This window comes from Citrobacter sp. JUb117, from assembly GCF_024809055.1.
In the GTDB taxonomy this organism is placed as follows: Bacteria; Pseudomonadota; Gammaproteobacteria; order Enterobacterales; family Enterobacteriaceae; genus Citrobacter; species Citrobacter gillenii.
This window is the reverse complement of the sequence record NZ_JANUFB010000005.1, coordinates 321733-335623: the sequence shown is the minus strand read 5'-3', so window position 1 is coordinate 335623 and position 13891 is coordinate 321733. Positions and strand designations below refer to the sequence as shown.

At 51.4% G+C, this 13891-nt stretch carries 15 protein-coding genes; 8 read left to right on the top strand and 7 right to left on the bottom strand.

Features of this window, described 5'->3' with window-relative positions; translation table 11 throughout:
* Window positions 1-26 precede the first annotated feature (26 nt).
* Together dcp and M2374_RS13905 are read left to right on the top strand one after the other, a co-directional pair.
* The gene (gene dcp, locus M2374_RS13910) at window positions 27-2072 is read left to right on the top strand and encodes a peptidyl-dipeptidase Dcp (RefSeq protein WP_181688141.1); all 2046 of its coding nucleotides are present in this window, start codon (window positions 27-29) and stop codon (window positions 2070-2072) included.
* Between the two features lie 151 nt (window positions 2073-2223).
* Entirely contained in the window at window positions 2224-3144 is a 921-nt protein-coding gene (locus M2374_RS13905; RefSeq protein ID WP_153879549.1) for a diguanylate cyclase, read from the top strand.
* 269 nt (window positions 3145-3413) lie between these two features.
* On the opposite strand, the gene mgtS is transcribed toward M2374_RS13905, so the two are convergent.
* Together mgtS and ydeE are read right to left on the bottom strand one after the other, a co-directional pair.
* Window positions 3414-3509 (bottom strand): protein MgtS, encoded by a 96-nt coding sequence (gene mgtS / locus M2374_RS13900; protein WP_096757085.1) that lies wholly within the window; start codon window positions 3507-3509, stop codon window positions 3414-3416.
* A gap of 243 nt (window positions 3510-3752) precedes the next feature.
* Window positions 3753-4940, bottom strand: a complete 1188-nt coding sequence (gene ydeE / locus M2374_RS13895; RefSeq protein ID WP_181688140.1) for an efflux MFS transporter YdeE — start codon at window positions 4938-4940, stop codon at window positions 3753-3755.
* A gap of 198 nt (window positions 4941-5138) precedes the next feature.
* On the opposite strand from ydeE, the gene eamA reads away from it, so the two are divergent.
* On the top strand, window positions 5139-6038 hold the full coding sequence (gene eamA / locus M2374_RS13890) for an O-acetylserine/cysteine exporter (protein WP_181688139.1): 900 nt from the start codon (window positions 5139-5141) through the stop codon (window positions 6036-6038).
* Window positions 6039-6069: 31 nt separating this feature from the next.
* Here the strand turns inward: eamA and marB are convergent, their stop codons facing one another.
* From marB to marR, 3 genes are read right to left on the bottom strand one after another with little or no spacing between them, the layout of a single operon-like run.
* The gene (gene marB / locus M2374_RS13885; protein WP_096757082.1) at window positions 6070-6288 is read right to left on the bottom strand and encodes a multiple antibiotic resistance protein MarB; all 219 of its coding nucleotides are present in this window, start codon (window positions 6286-6288) and stop codon (window positions 6070-6072) included.
* Between the two features lie 30 nt (window positions 6289-6318).
* Window positions 6319-6702, bottom strand: a complete 384-nt coding sequence (gene marA, locus M2374_RS13880; protein WP_138140554.1) for an MDR efflux pump AcrAB transcriptional activator MarA — start codon at window positions 6700-6702, stop codon at window positions 6319-6321.
* Between the two features lie 18 nt (window positions 6703-6720).
* The gene (gene marR, locus M2374_RS13875) at window positions 6721-7155 is read right to left on the bottom strand and encodes a multiple antibiotic resistance transcriptional regulator MarR (RefSeq protein ID WP_096757081.1); all 435 of its coding nucleotides are present in this window, start codon (window positions 7153-7155) and stop codon (window positions 6721-6723) included.
* Between the two features lie 256 nt (window positions 7156-7411).
* On the opposite strand from marR, the gene M2374_RS13870 reads away from it, so the two are divergent.
* Entirely contained in the window at window positions 7412-8077 is a 666-nt protein-coding gene (locus M2374_RS13870; RefSeq protein WP_096757080.1) for a MarC family NAAT transporter, read from the top strand.
* A 53-nt stretch (window positions 8078-8130) separates the two neighbouring features.
* Here M2374_RS13870 and M2374_RS13865 read toward each other — a convergent pair whose 3' ends face one another.
* Together M2374_RS13865 and M2374_RS13860 are read right to left on the bottom strand one after the other, a co-directional pair.
* Entirely contained in the window at window positions 8131-9321 is a 1191-nt protein-coding gene (locus tag M2374_RS13865) for a sugar transporter (protein WP_096757079.1), read from the bottom strand.
* A 149-nt stretch (window positions 9322-9470) separates the two neighbouring features.
* Complete coding sequence (locus M2374_RS13860; protein WP_181688138.1) at window positions 9471-10346, bottom strand: putrescine utilization regulator PtrR; 876 nt, start codon at window positions 10344-10346, stop codon at window positions 9471-9473.
* Between the two features lie 102 nt (window positions 10347-10448).
* On the opposite strand from M2374_RS13860, the gene sad reads away from it, so the two are divergent.
* The 4 genes from sad to M2374_RS13840 all read left to right on the top strand — a co-directional run bounded on the left by sad (window position 10449) and on the right by M2374_RS13840 (window position 13849).
* The gene (gene sad / locus M2374_RS13855; RefSeq protein ID WP_137363284.1) at window positions 10449-11837 is read left to right on the top strand and encodes a succinate-semialdehyde dehydrogenase; all 1389 of its coding nucleotides are present in this window, start codon (window positions 10449-10451) and stop codon (window positions 11835-11837) included.
* Window positions 11838-11954: 117 nt separating this feature from the next.
* A complete protein-coding gene (glsB, locus tag M2374_RS13850; RefSeq protein WP_181688137.1) occupies window positions 11955-12881 on the top strand; it encodes a glutaminase B in 927 nt (308 codons plus the stop codon).
* Window positions 12881-13240, top strand: coding sequence for a DUF4186 domain-containing protein (locus M2374_RS13845; RefSeq protein WP_117343108.1), 360 nt, complete (start codon window positions 12881-12883; stop codon window positions 13238-13240). Before glsB ends, M2374_RS13845 begins: the two co-directional genes overlap by 1 nt.
* 81 nt (window positions 13241-13321) lie before the next feature.
* A complete protein-coding gene (locus M2374_RS13840) occupies window positions 13322-13849 on the top strand; it encodes an N-acetyltransferase (RefSeq protein WP_135912062.1) in 528 nt (175 codons plus the stop codon).
* Window positions 13850-13891: the final 42 nt, after the last annotated feature.

Genomic DNA, 13891 nt, shown 5'->3' with positions numbered 1-13891 from the left:
CAATAAATCGTTTTCAGGAGTGAAAGATGTCGTTAACGAATCCTTTTTTACGTCAAAGCACTTTGCCTTATCAGGCTCCGCCATTTGATCGCATAGACGTGCATCATTACCGGCCCGCGTTTGACGAAGGTGTTCGGCAAAAGCGTGCCGAAATCGATGCCATTGTGCAAAATTCACAGCCCGCAAATTTTTCTAATACGCTGCTGGCACTTGAGCAGAGCGGGGCACTGTTAACGCGCGTCACCAGCGTGTTCTTTGCCATGACGGCAGCGCATACCAACGATGAATTACAGCGTCTTGATGAAGCGTTTTCCGCTGAGCTGGCGGCGCTGGCGAATGATATTTATCTTAACGCGGCACTTTTTGCGCGCGTAGAGGCCGTCTGGCGACAGCGTGCCGTGTTAGGACTGGATGCAGAGTCCTTACGGTTGTTGGAGGTCGTCTATCAGCGTTTTGTACTGGCTGGTGCCCAATTGAATGAAGAAGACAAAGCGCGTCTCAAATTGCTGAACACCGAATCAGCCACGCTGACAAGCCAGTTCAATCAGCGCCTGCTGGCGGCGAATAAATCAGGTGCCCTGGTGGTGGATAATGTCCATCAACTGGATGGATTAAGCCCGGAAGAGAAAGCCATGGCGGCTGCAATTGCCAGGGAGAAAGGGCTTCAGGACCATTGGGTTATCCCGCTGTTGAACACGACACAACAGCCTGCGCTTGCCGCGTTACATGACAGGCAGACCCGTGAGACGCTGTTTACCCGTGCATGGACGCGGGCTGAAAATAATGATGCCAACGATACGCGCGCCATCGTTCAGCGGCTGGCGGAAATCCGAATGCAGCAGGCGAAGTTACTTGGTTTTGCTCATTATGCAGCGTGGAAAATTGCCGACCAAATGGCAAAAACGTCGGAAGCAGCGCTCACTTTTATGCGCGCTATCGTTCCGGCTGCGCGTCGGAGAGTCCATGATGAACTGGCTGAAATCCAAAATGCCATAGATAAAGAGCAGGGCGATTTTAGCGTGCAGGCCTGGGACTGGGCCTATTATGCCGAACAGGTTCGCCGTGAAAAATATGCTCTTGATGAGGCACAGCTGAAACCCTATTTTGCGTTAGATACGGTGCTGAACGATGGTGTGTTCTGGACGGCAAACCAGCTCTATGGCATTACGTTTATCGAGCGTTTCGACATCCCTGTATATCACCCGGATGTACGGGTATGGGAAATTTTTGACCACGACGGCACGGGGCTGGCGTTGTTCTACGGTGATTTCTTTGCCCGGGAATCAAAAAGCGGTGGCGCATGGATGGGGAATTTTGTTGAGCAATCGATGCTTAACGAAACCAGACCGGTGATTTACAACGTCTGTAACTACCAAAAACCTGCCCAGGGTCAGCGCGCCTTGCTGCTGTGGGATGACGTCATTACGCTGTTCCATGAGTTTGGACACACGCTGCACGGCCTGTTTGCCAGTCAACGTTATGCCACACTCTCAGGAACCAATACCCCGCGTGATTTCGTTGAATTTCCTTCGCAAATTAATGAACACTGGGCGAGTCATCCACTGGTCTTTGCCCGCTACGCGCGCCATGTTGAAACCGGGGAAAGAATGCCAGAATCGCTGCAGGATAAGATGCAGCGGGCCAGCTTGTTTAACAAGGGCTACGATATGACCGAGTTGCTCAGTGCCGCATTACTGGATATGCACTGGCACACGTTGGAAAACGGCGAGAGGATATTGTCAGTAGCGGAGTTTGAGCAGTGTGCGCTGACTGCGGAAGGGCTGAATATTTCTGCTGTGCCGCCGCGTTATCGCAGCACTTATTTTGCTCATATTTTTGGTGGTGGCTATGCCGCGGGATATTACGCCTATTTATGGACGCAAATGTTGGCCGACGATGGCTATCAGTGGTTTGTCGAAAACGGTGGATTAACCCGTGAAAACGGCCAGTATTTTCGTGAGGCAATCCTCTCTCGCGGTAATAGTGCAGATTTGCATGGTCTGTATCCCGCATGGCGTGGGCGTGAACCAGGAATTAATGCAATGCTGCGCAACCGGGGATTAGAACAGTAGCCGGGATAATACGGTCAGCTTACAATCTGACCGTATTATCGGTGGCCGAGACTGCGGCATATTAATTACTATTAATAAATTTACATAAATTTTCTTTATAGCCGCTAAACTATTGTCTATCAGCAATACTCACACAGGGAAAGGATTCGTGATGATGAGAGAAACGGCAGAAATAGATTCAATCTTGATGGAGTTGAATCACTCGATTGATGCGCACTATAAATGGCTAGTCAAAATGTTTCACTGCGTGGTGTCATCTGATGTCACTCAGGCGGATATTTCAGGTAAGAATTCGCACTGTGCCTGTCAATTCGGACAGTGGCTTACCCCGCGTCTGGTCAAAGATGACGCAGATTACAGTTATTTGAGTAAGATAAATGCGGCCCATGAAAAAATGCATTTATTAGGTAAGGACTTGCTATCGGTAATAGTAGAAGAACGCAGTCAGTCATGGCATTTCGACAGTTTTCAGGATGCGCTTCTGGCTTTTACGTCGGCGGTGATGGATTATAAAATACATTTACTGACTATCCGCAGTAATATCGATGTATTAACCGGTTTACCTGGCCGAAGAATGCTGGATGAGTCTTTTGACCAGCAGTTACTTGACGCGCAACCGCTTAATTTATATTTATTATTGCTGGATATCGACCGTTTTAAATACGTCAATGATACCTACGGCCATCTGGTTGGTGACGTCGTACTGCGCAATCTGGCATCAAATTTATTGTCATGGACTCGTTATGATGAGATCGCGTATCGCTACGGTGGCGAAGAGTTCATCATTCTGATCAGAACAAAAACGGATGAGCAGGCATCTCTCGCGGGCTTGCGCCTGTGTCATCTCATTGAACAAAAAAAGATCCCTTACCCGCAGGGGGAGATTGATATTACGGTAACGGCCGGGATCACACGAGTTCGTCAGGGCGAAACGCTGGACACGGCTCTCGGGCGTGCTGACCGAGCCATGTATGAAGGGAAGCAGACTGGCAGGAATCGCTGCATGTTTATGGATGAACATGAGCAGATCACACGGGTGGGTGCCAAAGAGCGGATAACGACGCTGGTCTGAACAATGAGTCTTGTTGAGATGATTTGGTTTCGTTTAACGTTCATTGGGGTTGTCGATGCTATGTTGGGTGACTATTCGCTATCTGTGCAGGGAATTGCCTGATAGCGTATAAAGCAAAACACAAATCTATCCATGCAAGCATTTACCGCTGGTTTATCCGGCGGTTTTTTTTACCTGTCGTTCAGGTAGTCGGCATTCAGGACAAAAAAATGGCCCCTTGAGCAGTGATGCTACAAGGGGCCGGTTCGGTGCAGGACTATCGTCGTTCATCAATCATCCCATCTGTGGCTAAAGTAGGCGGCCAGAAAACCAGAAAATAAAATAATTCCCAGAACGGCCATAAAAACATTCATATTACCCAGCATTGTCTATGCTCCTTTATTTGTGAGTTTCCTCTCTTACCTTAATTTCACCTCGTTAAGGACTATACTAGCAATTTAATCTTAAACAAAGATTGAACCAGGTGAATTATTTCGTCTGAATAGTAAAGTTATCGCGTTATTGGCAGAGAAAAATAAATAAGGATGTCAAAATATGCGGAGCAGGGAAAATATATCGGGGTTTTCTGAAAAAACGACAGGGCAGCACATGCTCTGTCGCCAGAGAAATTAACAGACTACAGGCTGGCCCCAGGGTTTAGCTCGCATGCCTTTTAGCATCAGCGCCCAGGCCAGAATGATGGCAATCATCAGCACCACAAACAGCGACCATGACGGCAGGGTCGTCAGAATAACGCCGCTGACTAACGGGTTAAATGCCGCGCCAAGCCAGCCCAGTGACTGGGCGGAGAAATAGCTCGCTTTCATCCCCGCGGGGGCAATGTTGTCGATAAGCATATATTCGCCCGGTGCGTAAATGATTTCGCCGATGGTAAAAAACGCTGCAGAAATGCCCCACATTAGCAGACTGTTGCCGGAAAAAATAAAACCCACTAATCCCAGCACAAAGAATAATGTTCCGCCGGCCATTAACGGGCGGATGTTGGCGCTGGAAAGACGGCGCCCGACGACATATTGCAATGTAACCACCATTGCCGCGTTGACGGGCAGGACCACGGCCACCACTTTTTCTGCGAAATCACCGTCAGCAACCACCATCACGTACTGAGAAATACAGGACGCAAATGCGCCGCCCACAAACGAGGCCAAAAACGCTGACAGGGTAAACCAGCATAACGCTTTATCGCGCAGCAGTACCGAGGGGGACCAGACGGATACGTTCAGTCCCTCGGATGGCACTTCTGAACGTTTCACCCACGTCTGGATAAATACCAACGGGAAGGCTGAGCAAAGCGCTGCCAGCCAGAACGGCAGGTTGATACTTTGCATCACCAGCAGCGTGCCGAGCGGCGGACCCACGGTCCAGCCAATGTTGAGTACTGTATAGTTAAGTGAGAAAATTTTGGTCTTGTTGGTGGCAGAGAGGTTATCGGCAAACCAGGCTTTCAGCACGGTGGCAAAGACGGAGTAGGCGCAGTTGATCAGGGCAAAAAGCAACACCACTACGATAACATTATGCACCAGAGGGATCGCGATAAAGCCAGACGCAAAACCGGTAATCGCCAGCAGCATATAGCGTTTTTTATCGAACTTATCGGCCAGAATACCGAAGCCCAGGCTGAAGATAACGCCAATAGTCAGGGCGATCGTCATGGCGTAACCAATCAGATCGACGCTCAGGCCGTACTGTCGGTTGAGATAGATGGTCATAAACGGGAGCGTGGCACCCCGCCCAATCGTCAGTAATAGTGAGGAGGCGAGTAAAGCGAGGGTGGATCTTCTCAGCGTGGTATTCATTTTCTTGCCCGACAATGCATGTTGTTATGTTTTTATTAAATTTCAGACAGAAATAGCACGGCAAAAGTGTGATGTACACTCAAAAAGTTGTCTGAAAATTCCCAGTTATACCTACCTGTATTAATGATCTGTTACCCGGCAACGATTTCCGCTACTTTAACTTGTTTACAAAAATTTAATAATTTCAGGGGCGGGTGAATGTCACGTAAAGACGGGGTGTTAGCACTACTGGTCGTGGTGGTATGGGGGCTAAATTTTGTCGTCATCAAAGTGGGTCTGCACAATATGCCGCCGCTGATGCTGGCAGGGCTACGTTTCCTACTGGTAGCATTTCCGGCTATTTTCTTTGTTGCCCGCCCGAAAATCCCTCTCTCATTGCTGCTCGGTTATGGCCTGACCATCAGCTTTGGCCAGTTCGCGTTTTTGTTCAGCGCCATAAAATTTGGCATGCCCGCTGGACTGGCGTCACTGGTATTGCAGGCGCAGGCATTTTTCACCATTGTGCTGGGCGCATTCGCTTTTGGTGAGCGTTTACAGGGCAAGCAACGGGTCGGCATCGCGCTGGCAGTGTTTGGCGTGCTGGTGTTGATCGAAGCCAGCCTGAATGGACAGCACGTGACGATGCTCGGCTTTATGCTGACGCTGGCGGCAGCGCTGAGTTGGGCCTGCGGCAATATCTTCAACAAGAAAATTATGCAACATGAATCCCGCCCGCCAGTGATGTCGCTGGTGGTGTGGAGTGCCTTGATCCCTATTTTACCGTTCTTTCTGGCATCGCTCGTCCTTGATGGCCCAGGTCTCATCGTACATAGCCTTATTGCTATTGATATGACGACTATTCTCTCACTGGTCTATCTGGCATTTGTGGCGACGATTGTGGGATACGGCATATGGGGTACGTTGCTGGGACGCTATGAGACCTGGCGCGTGGCCCCGCTGTCTTTACTCGTGCCAGTGGTTGGGCTGGCGAGTGCGGCAGTGTTACTGGATGAAACGCTAAGTGGGCTGCAACTTATCGGCGCGCTGTTGATTATGGCGGGGCTGTACATCAACGTGTTTGGTTTTCGTTTACGCAGGACTGCACAGGCGAGGGGATAACAGTAGCCCCGCCGTTGCGGGGCATCATGACTTATAAACTGCGCATGTTGTAATAAGGCACACCCAGTTCGTCGGACTTGTCGCTACCGGCGCCCATATGATTAAAATCAAACGGGGACTGCTCCTGCGTAGGAGGCATAATTATCGCGTCGCGATTATTGGGTGTTATGGGCTGCGCGGTTTGTTCCGCCATGCTCTGGCCCGAAACAACAAGCAGCAGGGCCAGCATTGCAGATGACAGAAGTTTCATGATTTCCTCGGTTACGTCTTTATCAGGCGATTAGCAGTTACATTGATTCAGCGGATGCAAATACCGGGATTCGCCGTGCATATTTGTCATACGGTACTTATGGGGTGGCACATCAAAATAGTTTTTGAAGGTCCGGGTCAGCGTTTGCTGAGACTCAAAGCCATAACGCTCCGCCAGGTAGAGGATCGGTTCGTTACTTTCTTTTAATTTTTGCGCTATTTCAGTCATTTTGCGGCTGCGGATGTATTGACCTAATGAATGGCCGGTTTCTTTTTTAAACATCCGTTGCAGGTGCCATTTGGAGTAACCTGAACGCTCTGACACCTTTTCCAATGACAGCGGTGATTCAAGGTTATTCTCGATCCAGTCCAAAATGCTATGAATAGTGATTGTGTCAGTATTGCGTCTGGACATCGTCATACCTCTTTCTGTTTACGGCAGGATTTTCTTAAGCAAATGCTCAAGTGTTGCCACTTCGTCCGCCGTTAAGTTTTTTGTTAGTTCCTGGTGCAGGTCTTGCCCGACTAATTGATGGCACTGCTCACAAATTGTCGCGCCATGCTCGGTGAGTTTCACCAGCACGCCGCGTTTGTCATGTGGATTAGGAAGTCTTTCAATCCAGCCTTTACAGGCCAGTCTGTCGAGCATACGCGTCAGCGCACCAAGATCGACAGACAGCACTTTTTTCAATTCAACAGGGGTGATGCACACCGCGCAGCGGATGGAGCAAAGCACCTTAAACTGCGATGCCGTGATATCCAGCGGTGACAGGTAGTCGTTTAGCAAACGATCTTTTTTTTGATTAACCATATAGATCAAACGGCCCAGTGGGATGATTTCGTTGAACAGATCACTGGTGTTTTTCACAATGGTTGCCCTGGCAAGTAGTTAGTCACGGCTGATATTATTGCTTAGGCAAATATAAGTCAAATGAATGGGTCGGCAAATGCCACGTTTTGCTAAAACGTCTGCACCTGGCTAACCGAACGTTCGTTTCAATATTTTGATTTCACAGGCTTATGCGTAGAGGAGAAAAATGAATCCTTACATCGCGAAAATGGCTTAAACGGGTGTTTTCACCGTATACTTGCCGTTGACGATTAACGCACAGGAAAGATGAATTATGATGGATTTGTTTAAGGCCATAGGTCTGGGACTGGTAGTCCTGTTACCGTTGGCGAACCCGTTAACCACCGTGGCGTTGTTCCTCGGCCTTGCCGGCAATATGAACAGCGCAGAGCGTAACCGTCAGTCATTAATGGCGTCTGTCTACGTGTTTGCCATCATGATGGTGGCGTACTATGCCGGGCAGGTGGTGATGAATACCTTCGGGATTTCGATTCCCGGATTGCGTATTGCGGGTGGGTTAATCGTTGCGTTTATCGGCTTTCGGATGCTGTTCCCGCAGCAGAAGGCGCACGACTCTCCGGAAGCGAGAAGTAAGTCAGAAGAACTTGTAGACGAACCGACGGCCAATATTGCCTTCGTGCCGCTGGCAATGCCCAGTACTGCCGGTCCGGGTACCATTGCGATGATCATCAGTTCGGCCTCGACCGTACGTCAAGGCTCTGAGTTTCCGGACTGGGTTATTATGGTCGCTCCACCGATCATTTTTGCGGTGATCGGGGTCATTCTGTGGGGCTGCCTGCGCAGTTCAGGCGGAATTATGCGTCTGGTCGGCAAAGGGGGCATTGAAGCGATTTCCCGTCTGATGGGCTTTTTGCTGGTGTGTATGGGCGTGCAGTTTATTATTAATGGCGTACTGGAAATTATCAAAACCTACGCATAAAACCTACGCTTAAAAAAAGGGTCCGGTATAGTCTACCGGACCCTTTTTTATGGCTAGTTAGGCTGTTCTTCCAGCGCGACCGGCCACTTGCGAAAGATAATCACGGACCATATCAGCGCAGCCAGTGCGGGTATCGCACCGATGTAACCGATTGTGGACATCGACCAGTGCAAACTGACCTGATTTCCCACCAGTGCGCCCGCGCCGATACCCAGATTAAAGATCCCGGAAAACAGCGCCATGGCGACGTCGGTGGCATCGGGTGCCAGCGCAAGCACTTTCACCTGCATCCCCAGACCTATCACCATAATGGCCACACCCCAGAAAATACTCAGTATGGCGAGGTGCATCTCGCTGTCAGCGGCTGGTAATAGCAGCACCAGGCACACCGTCAGTAACGCAATAGCCGCACTTATCAGCCCGGATGCATGCTGATTACCCAGCTTGCCAAAGATGAGGCTGCCGATAATGCCCGCCGCACCCAGAACCAGTAATAACACGGTCGCAAAATTGGCACTCAGTCCGGCAACGGTCTGAACAAAGGGTTCTATATAGCTGTAAGCCGTGTAGTGCGCGGTGACCACAATGACCGTCAGTAAATAAATGCTCATCAGCGCCGGGCGGCGAAACAGCAGCGGCAGGCTTTTTAGCGAGCCTGAATGCTCACTGGGTAGTTTTGGCAGCAGTTTAATCAGACAGAGCAAGGTGACTAATGCGGCGACGCCGATAGCGAAGAAGGTTGTGCGCCAGCCAAAATACTGGCCGACGATACGGCCAATAGGCAGACCCAGCACCATCGCCAGCGCGGTCCCGGTAGCAATCAGGCTCAACGCCTGCGCACGTTTGCCGGCGGGTGCCATGCGAATCGCTAATGACGCGGTAATCGACCAGAAAATGGCGTGTGCGAAGGCAATACCAATACGGCTAATGACCAGCACGGTAAAGTTCCATGCCAGGAAAGAGAGCACATGACTGGCGATAAACAGCGCGAAAAGGCAAATCAGAAGTTTGCGTCGCTCCACCTGACTGGTAAGCAGCATAAACGGCAGTGACATCAGGGCAACGACCCAAGCATAGATGGTCAGCATGATCCCGACCTGCGCTGTTTGCATATTAAAGCTTTGCGCGATGTCGGAGAGCAAACCGACGGGAACAAACTCCGTGGTATTGAAAATAAAAGCGGCAATAGCCAGCGTAACGACCCGTAGCCACGCGACCTTGCGGGAAACAGTGTGTGTTGTCATATCAAATAAATTGGATTAGCTGCGAAAAGGTGAGGTCACGATCTTAAAACGGTTACTGGTGAAAATACAATCATTTCGTGATTCAAATCACATTTTATGCCTGATGCCTGGAAAGGAGGGCCAGGTGAGCTTGCGTCACCCGGCGTCAGCTAATCGGCATTCTGCACCAGTTGGGGGTTCAACACCTCAATAAATGCTTCCAGCTGTCGCGTCATCGCTCCCCGACGCCAGACCAGCCATGTATTGAGCCAACGCCAGTTTTCACTCAACGGCCAGGCGTTAACTTGATGGTGTCCCGGCATACTTTCCAGCATCGATCGCGGAATCAGCGCAATTCCCGCCCCGGCAATCACGCAGGCGAGCATTCCGTGATACGACTCCATTTCATGGATGGTGCCCGACATTGCGCGATCGGCGTGAAACCAGCTTTCAAAATGGCGGCGGTAAGAGCAGTTCGCGCGAAAGGCATAAATACTGCAGCCGTTAACGTCGCTGGCCCGCTGTATGGGGGCGTGTCCGTGAGGGGTAACGATCATCATCTCCTCAAGGTAGACCGGCATGCCTTCCAGTCCCGGGTGGGTGATCGGGCCATCGACAAAGGCGGCGCTCAGCGTCCCCTCCAGTACACCGTCCAGCATGGTGCCTGAAGGCCCTGTAGCCAACGCAAACTGGATTTTAGGGTAGCGTCGATTATATTCAGCCAGCGTCGCGGGAATGCGTACGGCAGCGGTGCTTTCCAGCGAACCGAGAGAGAACAGTCCCTGCGGCTCATCGCCAGCAACGACCATGCGTGCTTCCTCTACCAGGGCAAGGATCCGCTGGCTATAGCGCAAAAAATTGTGCCCGGACGGGGAAAGTCGCAGGCGCTGGTTTTCACGAATAAACAGATCGACGCCAAGGTCGGCTTCAAGCTGGCGAATACGCGTGGTGAGATTGGACGGCACACGATGTACCTTCGCGGCGGCCTGCGTAATGCTGCCGGTTTCCGCCACCGCATTGAACATTTCCAGTTGCGTCAGATCCATTATTTTTCTCTATTCGTGAATGGTGTAGTTAATATTATTCATTTTTCAGAAAGAGTAAATACGCTCATGATATGACCATACCCTGCAAAAAGAGAGACAGCTATGACCATCACATCAGCAACACATGCGATTTCCGTCAATCCTGTGAACGGCGAAAGGTTAACGGCGATGCCGTGGGCTAGTCGGGATGAGATTGCCCATGCGCTTGATCTGGCCGCCAGTGGATTTAATGAATGGAAACACACCACCGTGGCGCATCGGGCGCAGATGCTGCGCAAGGTTGGGCACGCTCTGCGCCAGCGTGCGGAAGAGATGGCGCAGTGTATCTCACGGGAAATGGGGAAACCGATAAAACAGGCTCGTGCAGAAGTGGCGAAATCCGCGGCGCTGTGTGACTGGTATGCAGAGCATGGACCTTTGATGCTTAATCCTGAACCAACACAGGTGGAGAATAACCAGGCGGTGATCGAATATCGTCCTCTGGGCACTATTCTGGCCGTTATGCCGTGGAACTTCCCGCTGTGGCAGGTCATGCGCGGTGCCGTGCCTATTTTACTGGCCGGGAATGGTTACCTGTTAAAGCATGCACCGAATGTAACCGGGTGTGCCGGTATTATTGCGCAGGCGTTTGCTGATGCCGGTATCCCGCAGGGGGTATATGGCTGGGTGAATGCCGATAACTCGGGCGTTAGCCAGATGATCAACGATCCGCGTATTGCCGCCGTTACGGTAACGGGAAGTGTGCGAGCCGGGGCGGCAATTGGTGCTCAGGCGGGGGCGGCGCTGAAGAAATGCGTGCTTGAACTGGGTGGATCCGATCCGTTCATTGTCCTTAACGATGCTGACCTCGATCTGGCCGTGAAGGCGGCAGTCGCCGGTCGTTATCAGAATACCGGGCAGGTTTGTGCGGCAGCGAAACGTTTTATTGTTGAGGAAGGGATTGCGGCAGAATTTACTCAGCGTTTTGTGGCGGCGGCCAGTGCGCTAAAAATGGGCGATCCTCTGAATGAGGAAAACGATCTCGGCCCAATGGCACGCGTTGATCTGCGTGATGAACTGCATCAGCAGGTTGAGGCTTCGCTGGCTCAAGGGGCGACGTTGTTACTCGGTGGCGAAAAAATTGCCGGAAAAGGTAACTACTATGCCATCACGGTTCTTGGCGACGTGACACCTGAGATGACCGCTTTCCGCCAGGAATTGTTCGGCCCGGTAGCAGCAATTACCGTTGCGAAGAACGCAGAGCATGCGTTAGTACTGGCGAATGAGAGTGATTTTGGCTTGTCGGCAACGATTTTCACCGCTGATGAGACGCTGGCGCAGAATATGGCTGCACGCCTGGAATGTGGCGGGGTATTTATCAATGGTTATAGTGCCAGTGATGCCCGCGTTGCGTTTGGCGGGGTGAAGAAAAGCGGCTTTGGTCGGGAGCTTTCGCACTTTGGCCTGCATGAGTTTTGTAACGTGCAGACCGTCTGGAAAAACCGTATCTAATCTTCAGGGTGTCTCCACACGGGACACCCGTCCACGCATATCATCTGCATCCTGACGCGGTGCATTCAGCTCTGTTATACTCGCAGGCCTTTCAGACCTGCGAGCAAGGAGCATGTTGTGGCCAGGGCCATGGACAATTCAATCTTAGAAACCATTGTGCAGCAGGTTCGCCCGCTGATTGGTCAGGGGAAGGTCGCTGACTACATCCCCGCATTAGCCTCCGTTGATGGTTCCAAACTGGGTATTGCCATTTGTACCGTTGATGGTCAGCACTTTCAAGCGGGCGATGCGCAAGAACGTTTTTCAATTCAGTCGATCTCGAAGGTGCTCAGTCTGGTGGTGGCTATGCGTCATTATCAGGAAGATGAGATCTGGCAGCGAGTAGGCAAAGATCCGTCAGGACATCCGTTTAACTCTCTGGTACAGCTGGAAATGGAGCAAGGAATACCGCGCAACCCGTTTATTAATGCCGGGGCGCTGGTGGTTTGCGACATGCTGCAGGGGCGTCTGAGTGCGCCACGTCAACGCATGCTCGAAGTCGTACGGGCGCTAAGCGGTGTGCCGGATATCGCCTATGATGCGACTGTTGCCCGCTCTGAGTTTGAGCATTCGGCACGTAATGCGGCCATTGCCTGGCTGATGAAATCCTTTGGCAATTTTCAACATGATGTTGCCACCGTTCTGCAAAACTATTTCCACTACTGTGCGTTGAAAATGAGCTGCGTGGAGCTGGCGCGTACCTTTGTCTTTCTGGCTAATCAGGGGCATGCCTTTCATCTCAATGAACCGGTGGTCACGCCGATGCAGGCCCGACAAATTAATGCGCTGATGGCGACCAGTGGTATGTACCAGAACGCCGGTGAATTTGCGTGGCGAGTGGGGCTGCCGGCAAAATCCGGGGTGGGGGGTGGTATCGTGGCCATCGTGCCGCATGAAATGGCGATAGCGGTCTGGAGCCCGGAACTGGATCCGGCAGGGAATTCACTGGCAGGTATTGCGGTGCTGGAACAGTTAACCCAACAGATGGGGCGTTCGGTTTACTGATGAACTCGCTCGAACCGCTGTTTTCCCGACTGGCGAAATCGACCTTTCGTTCACGGTTTCGCCTTGGTGACAAAGAACGACGCTATTGTATGGAGAAAGGCGCGCCGGTGATTGAGCAACATGCCGCCGATTTTATTGCCAAACGCCTGGCGCCTGCATTCCCGGCCAACGACGGTAAGCAGACGCCGATGCGCGGGCATCCGGTATTTATTGCCCAGCATGCGACGGCAACCTGCTGTCGCGGCTGCCTGGCAAAATGGCATGATATTCCTCAAGGGCAGGCGCTAAGTGCAGAACAGCAGCGTTACGTTGTCACGGTAATTTATCACTGGTTAGTGCGGCAAATGAACCAGCCATAGATAACATAATCCTATGATAAGACCCCTTGTGTTGCGAAAAAGTTAAACGCACTATCATGGGGACTATCTGAGGAGAAAAAAATGGCCACTGGTACCCCCTGCATCGTGCTGAGCGCACAACAAATTGTGTCGAGAATCGACGAGCTTTGTGACGTTCTTGAACAGTGCGTGAATGACGGCGCATCTGTGAGTTTTATACACCCCTTCAATCGCGATAAGTCACTGCCATTCTGGACGGGCGTTGCGCAAAGCGTTGCCCGTGGCGAGAGAATTGTGCTGGCGGCTGAAAACACGCAGGGTATCCTGGTGGGAACCGTCCAGCTTATTGTCGATCAACCTGAAAACCAACCGCATCGTGCCGACGTCGCCAAATTACTGGTGCATCCGTCTGCACGACGAACGGGTATCGCCCGGGAATTGATGAACGCGCTGGAAACGTGTGCGCGTCAACAGCATAAAACTACGCTGGTGCTCGACACGGCCACCGGTAGCGCTGCGGAGTTGTTCTACCACAATTGCGGCTGGCAAAAAGCGGGCATGATCCCCAACTACGCCCAAATGCCGGATGGAACGCTGACGGGCACCACACTTTTCTATAAATCATTGTAATTTGTTACCAGGGATTGATCAAAACAGGGTTTCAAGGTATTA

Coding starts and splice junctions, on each gene's coding strand:
- M2374_RS13840 (WP_135912062.1), top strand. CDS start 13,322: ATGGCCACTGGTACCCCCTGCATCGTGCTGAGCGCACAACAAATTGTG.
- M2374_RS13905 (WP_153879549.1), top strand. CDS start 2,224: ATGATGAGAGAAACGGCAGAAATAGATTCAATCTTGATGGAGTTGAAT.
- dcp (WP_181688141.1), top strand. CDS start 27: ATGTCGTTAACGAATCCTTTTTTACGTCAAAGCACTTTGCCTTATCAG.
- ydeE (WP_181688140.1), bottom strand. CDS start 4,940: ATGAATACCACGCTGAGAAGATCCACCCTCGCTTTACTCGCCTCCTCA.
- marA (WP_138140554.1), bottom strand. CDS start 6,702: ATGTCCAGACGCAATACTGACACAATCACTATTCATAGCATTTTGGAC.
- sad (WP_137363284.1), top strand. CDS start 10,449: ATGACCATCACATCAGCAACACATGCGATTTCCGTCAATCCTGTGAAC.
- M2374_RS13860 (WP_181688138.1), bottom strand. CDS start 10,346: ATGGATCTGACGCAACTGGAAATGTTCAATGCGGTGGCGGAAACCGGC.
- M2374_RS13845 (WP_117343108.1), top strand. CDS start 12,881: ATGAACTCGCTCGAACCGCTGTTTTCCCGACTGGCGAAATCGACCTTT.
- mgtS (WP_096757085.1), bottom strand. CDS start 3,509: ATGCTGGGTAATATGAATGTTTTTATGGCCGTTCTGGGAATTATTTTA.
- marB (WP_096757082.1), bottom strand. CDS start 6,288: ATGAAACTTCTGTCATCTGCAATGCTGGCCCTGCTGCTTGTTGTTTCG.
- M2374_RS13870 (WP_096757080.1), top strand. CDS start 7,412: ATGATGGATTTGTTTAAGGCCATAGGTCTGGGACTGGTAGTCCTGTTA.
- M2374_RS13865 (WP_096757079.1), bottom strand. CDS start 9,321: ATGACAACACACACTGTTTCCCGCAAGGTCGCGTGGCTACGGGTCGTT.
- eamA (WP_181688139.1), top strand. CDS start 5,139: ATGTCACGTAAAGACGGGGTGTTAGCACTACTGGTCGTGGTGGTATGG.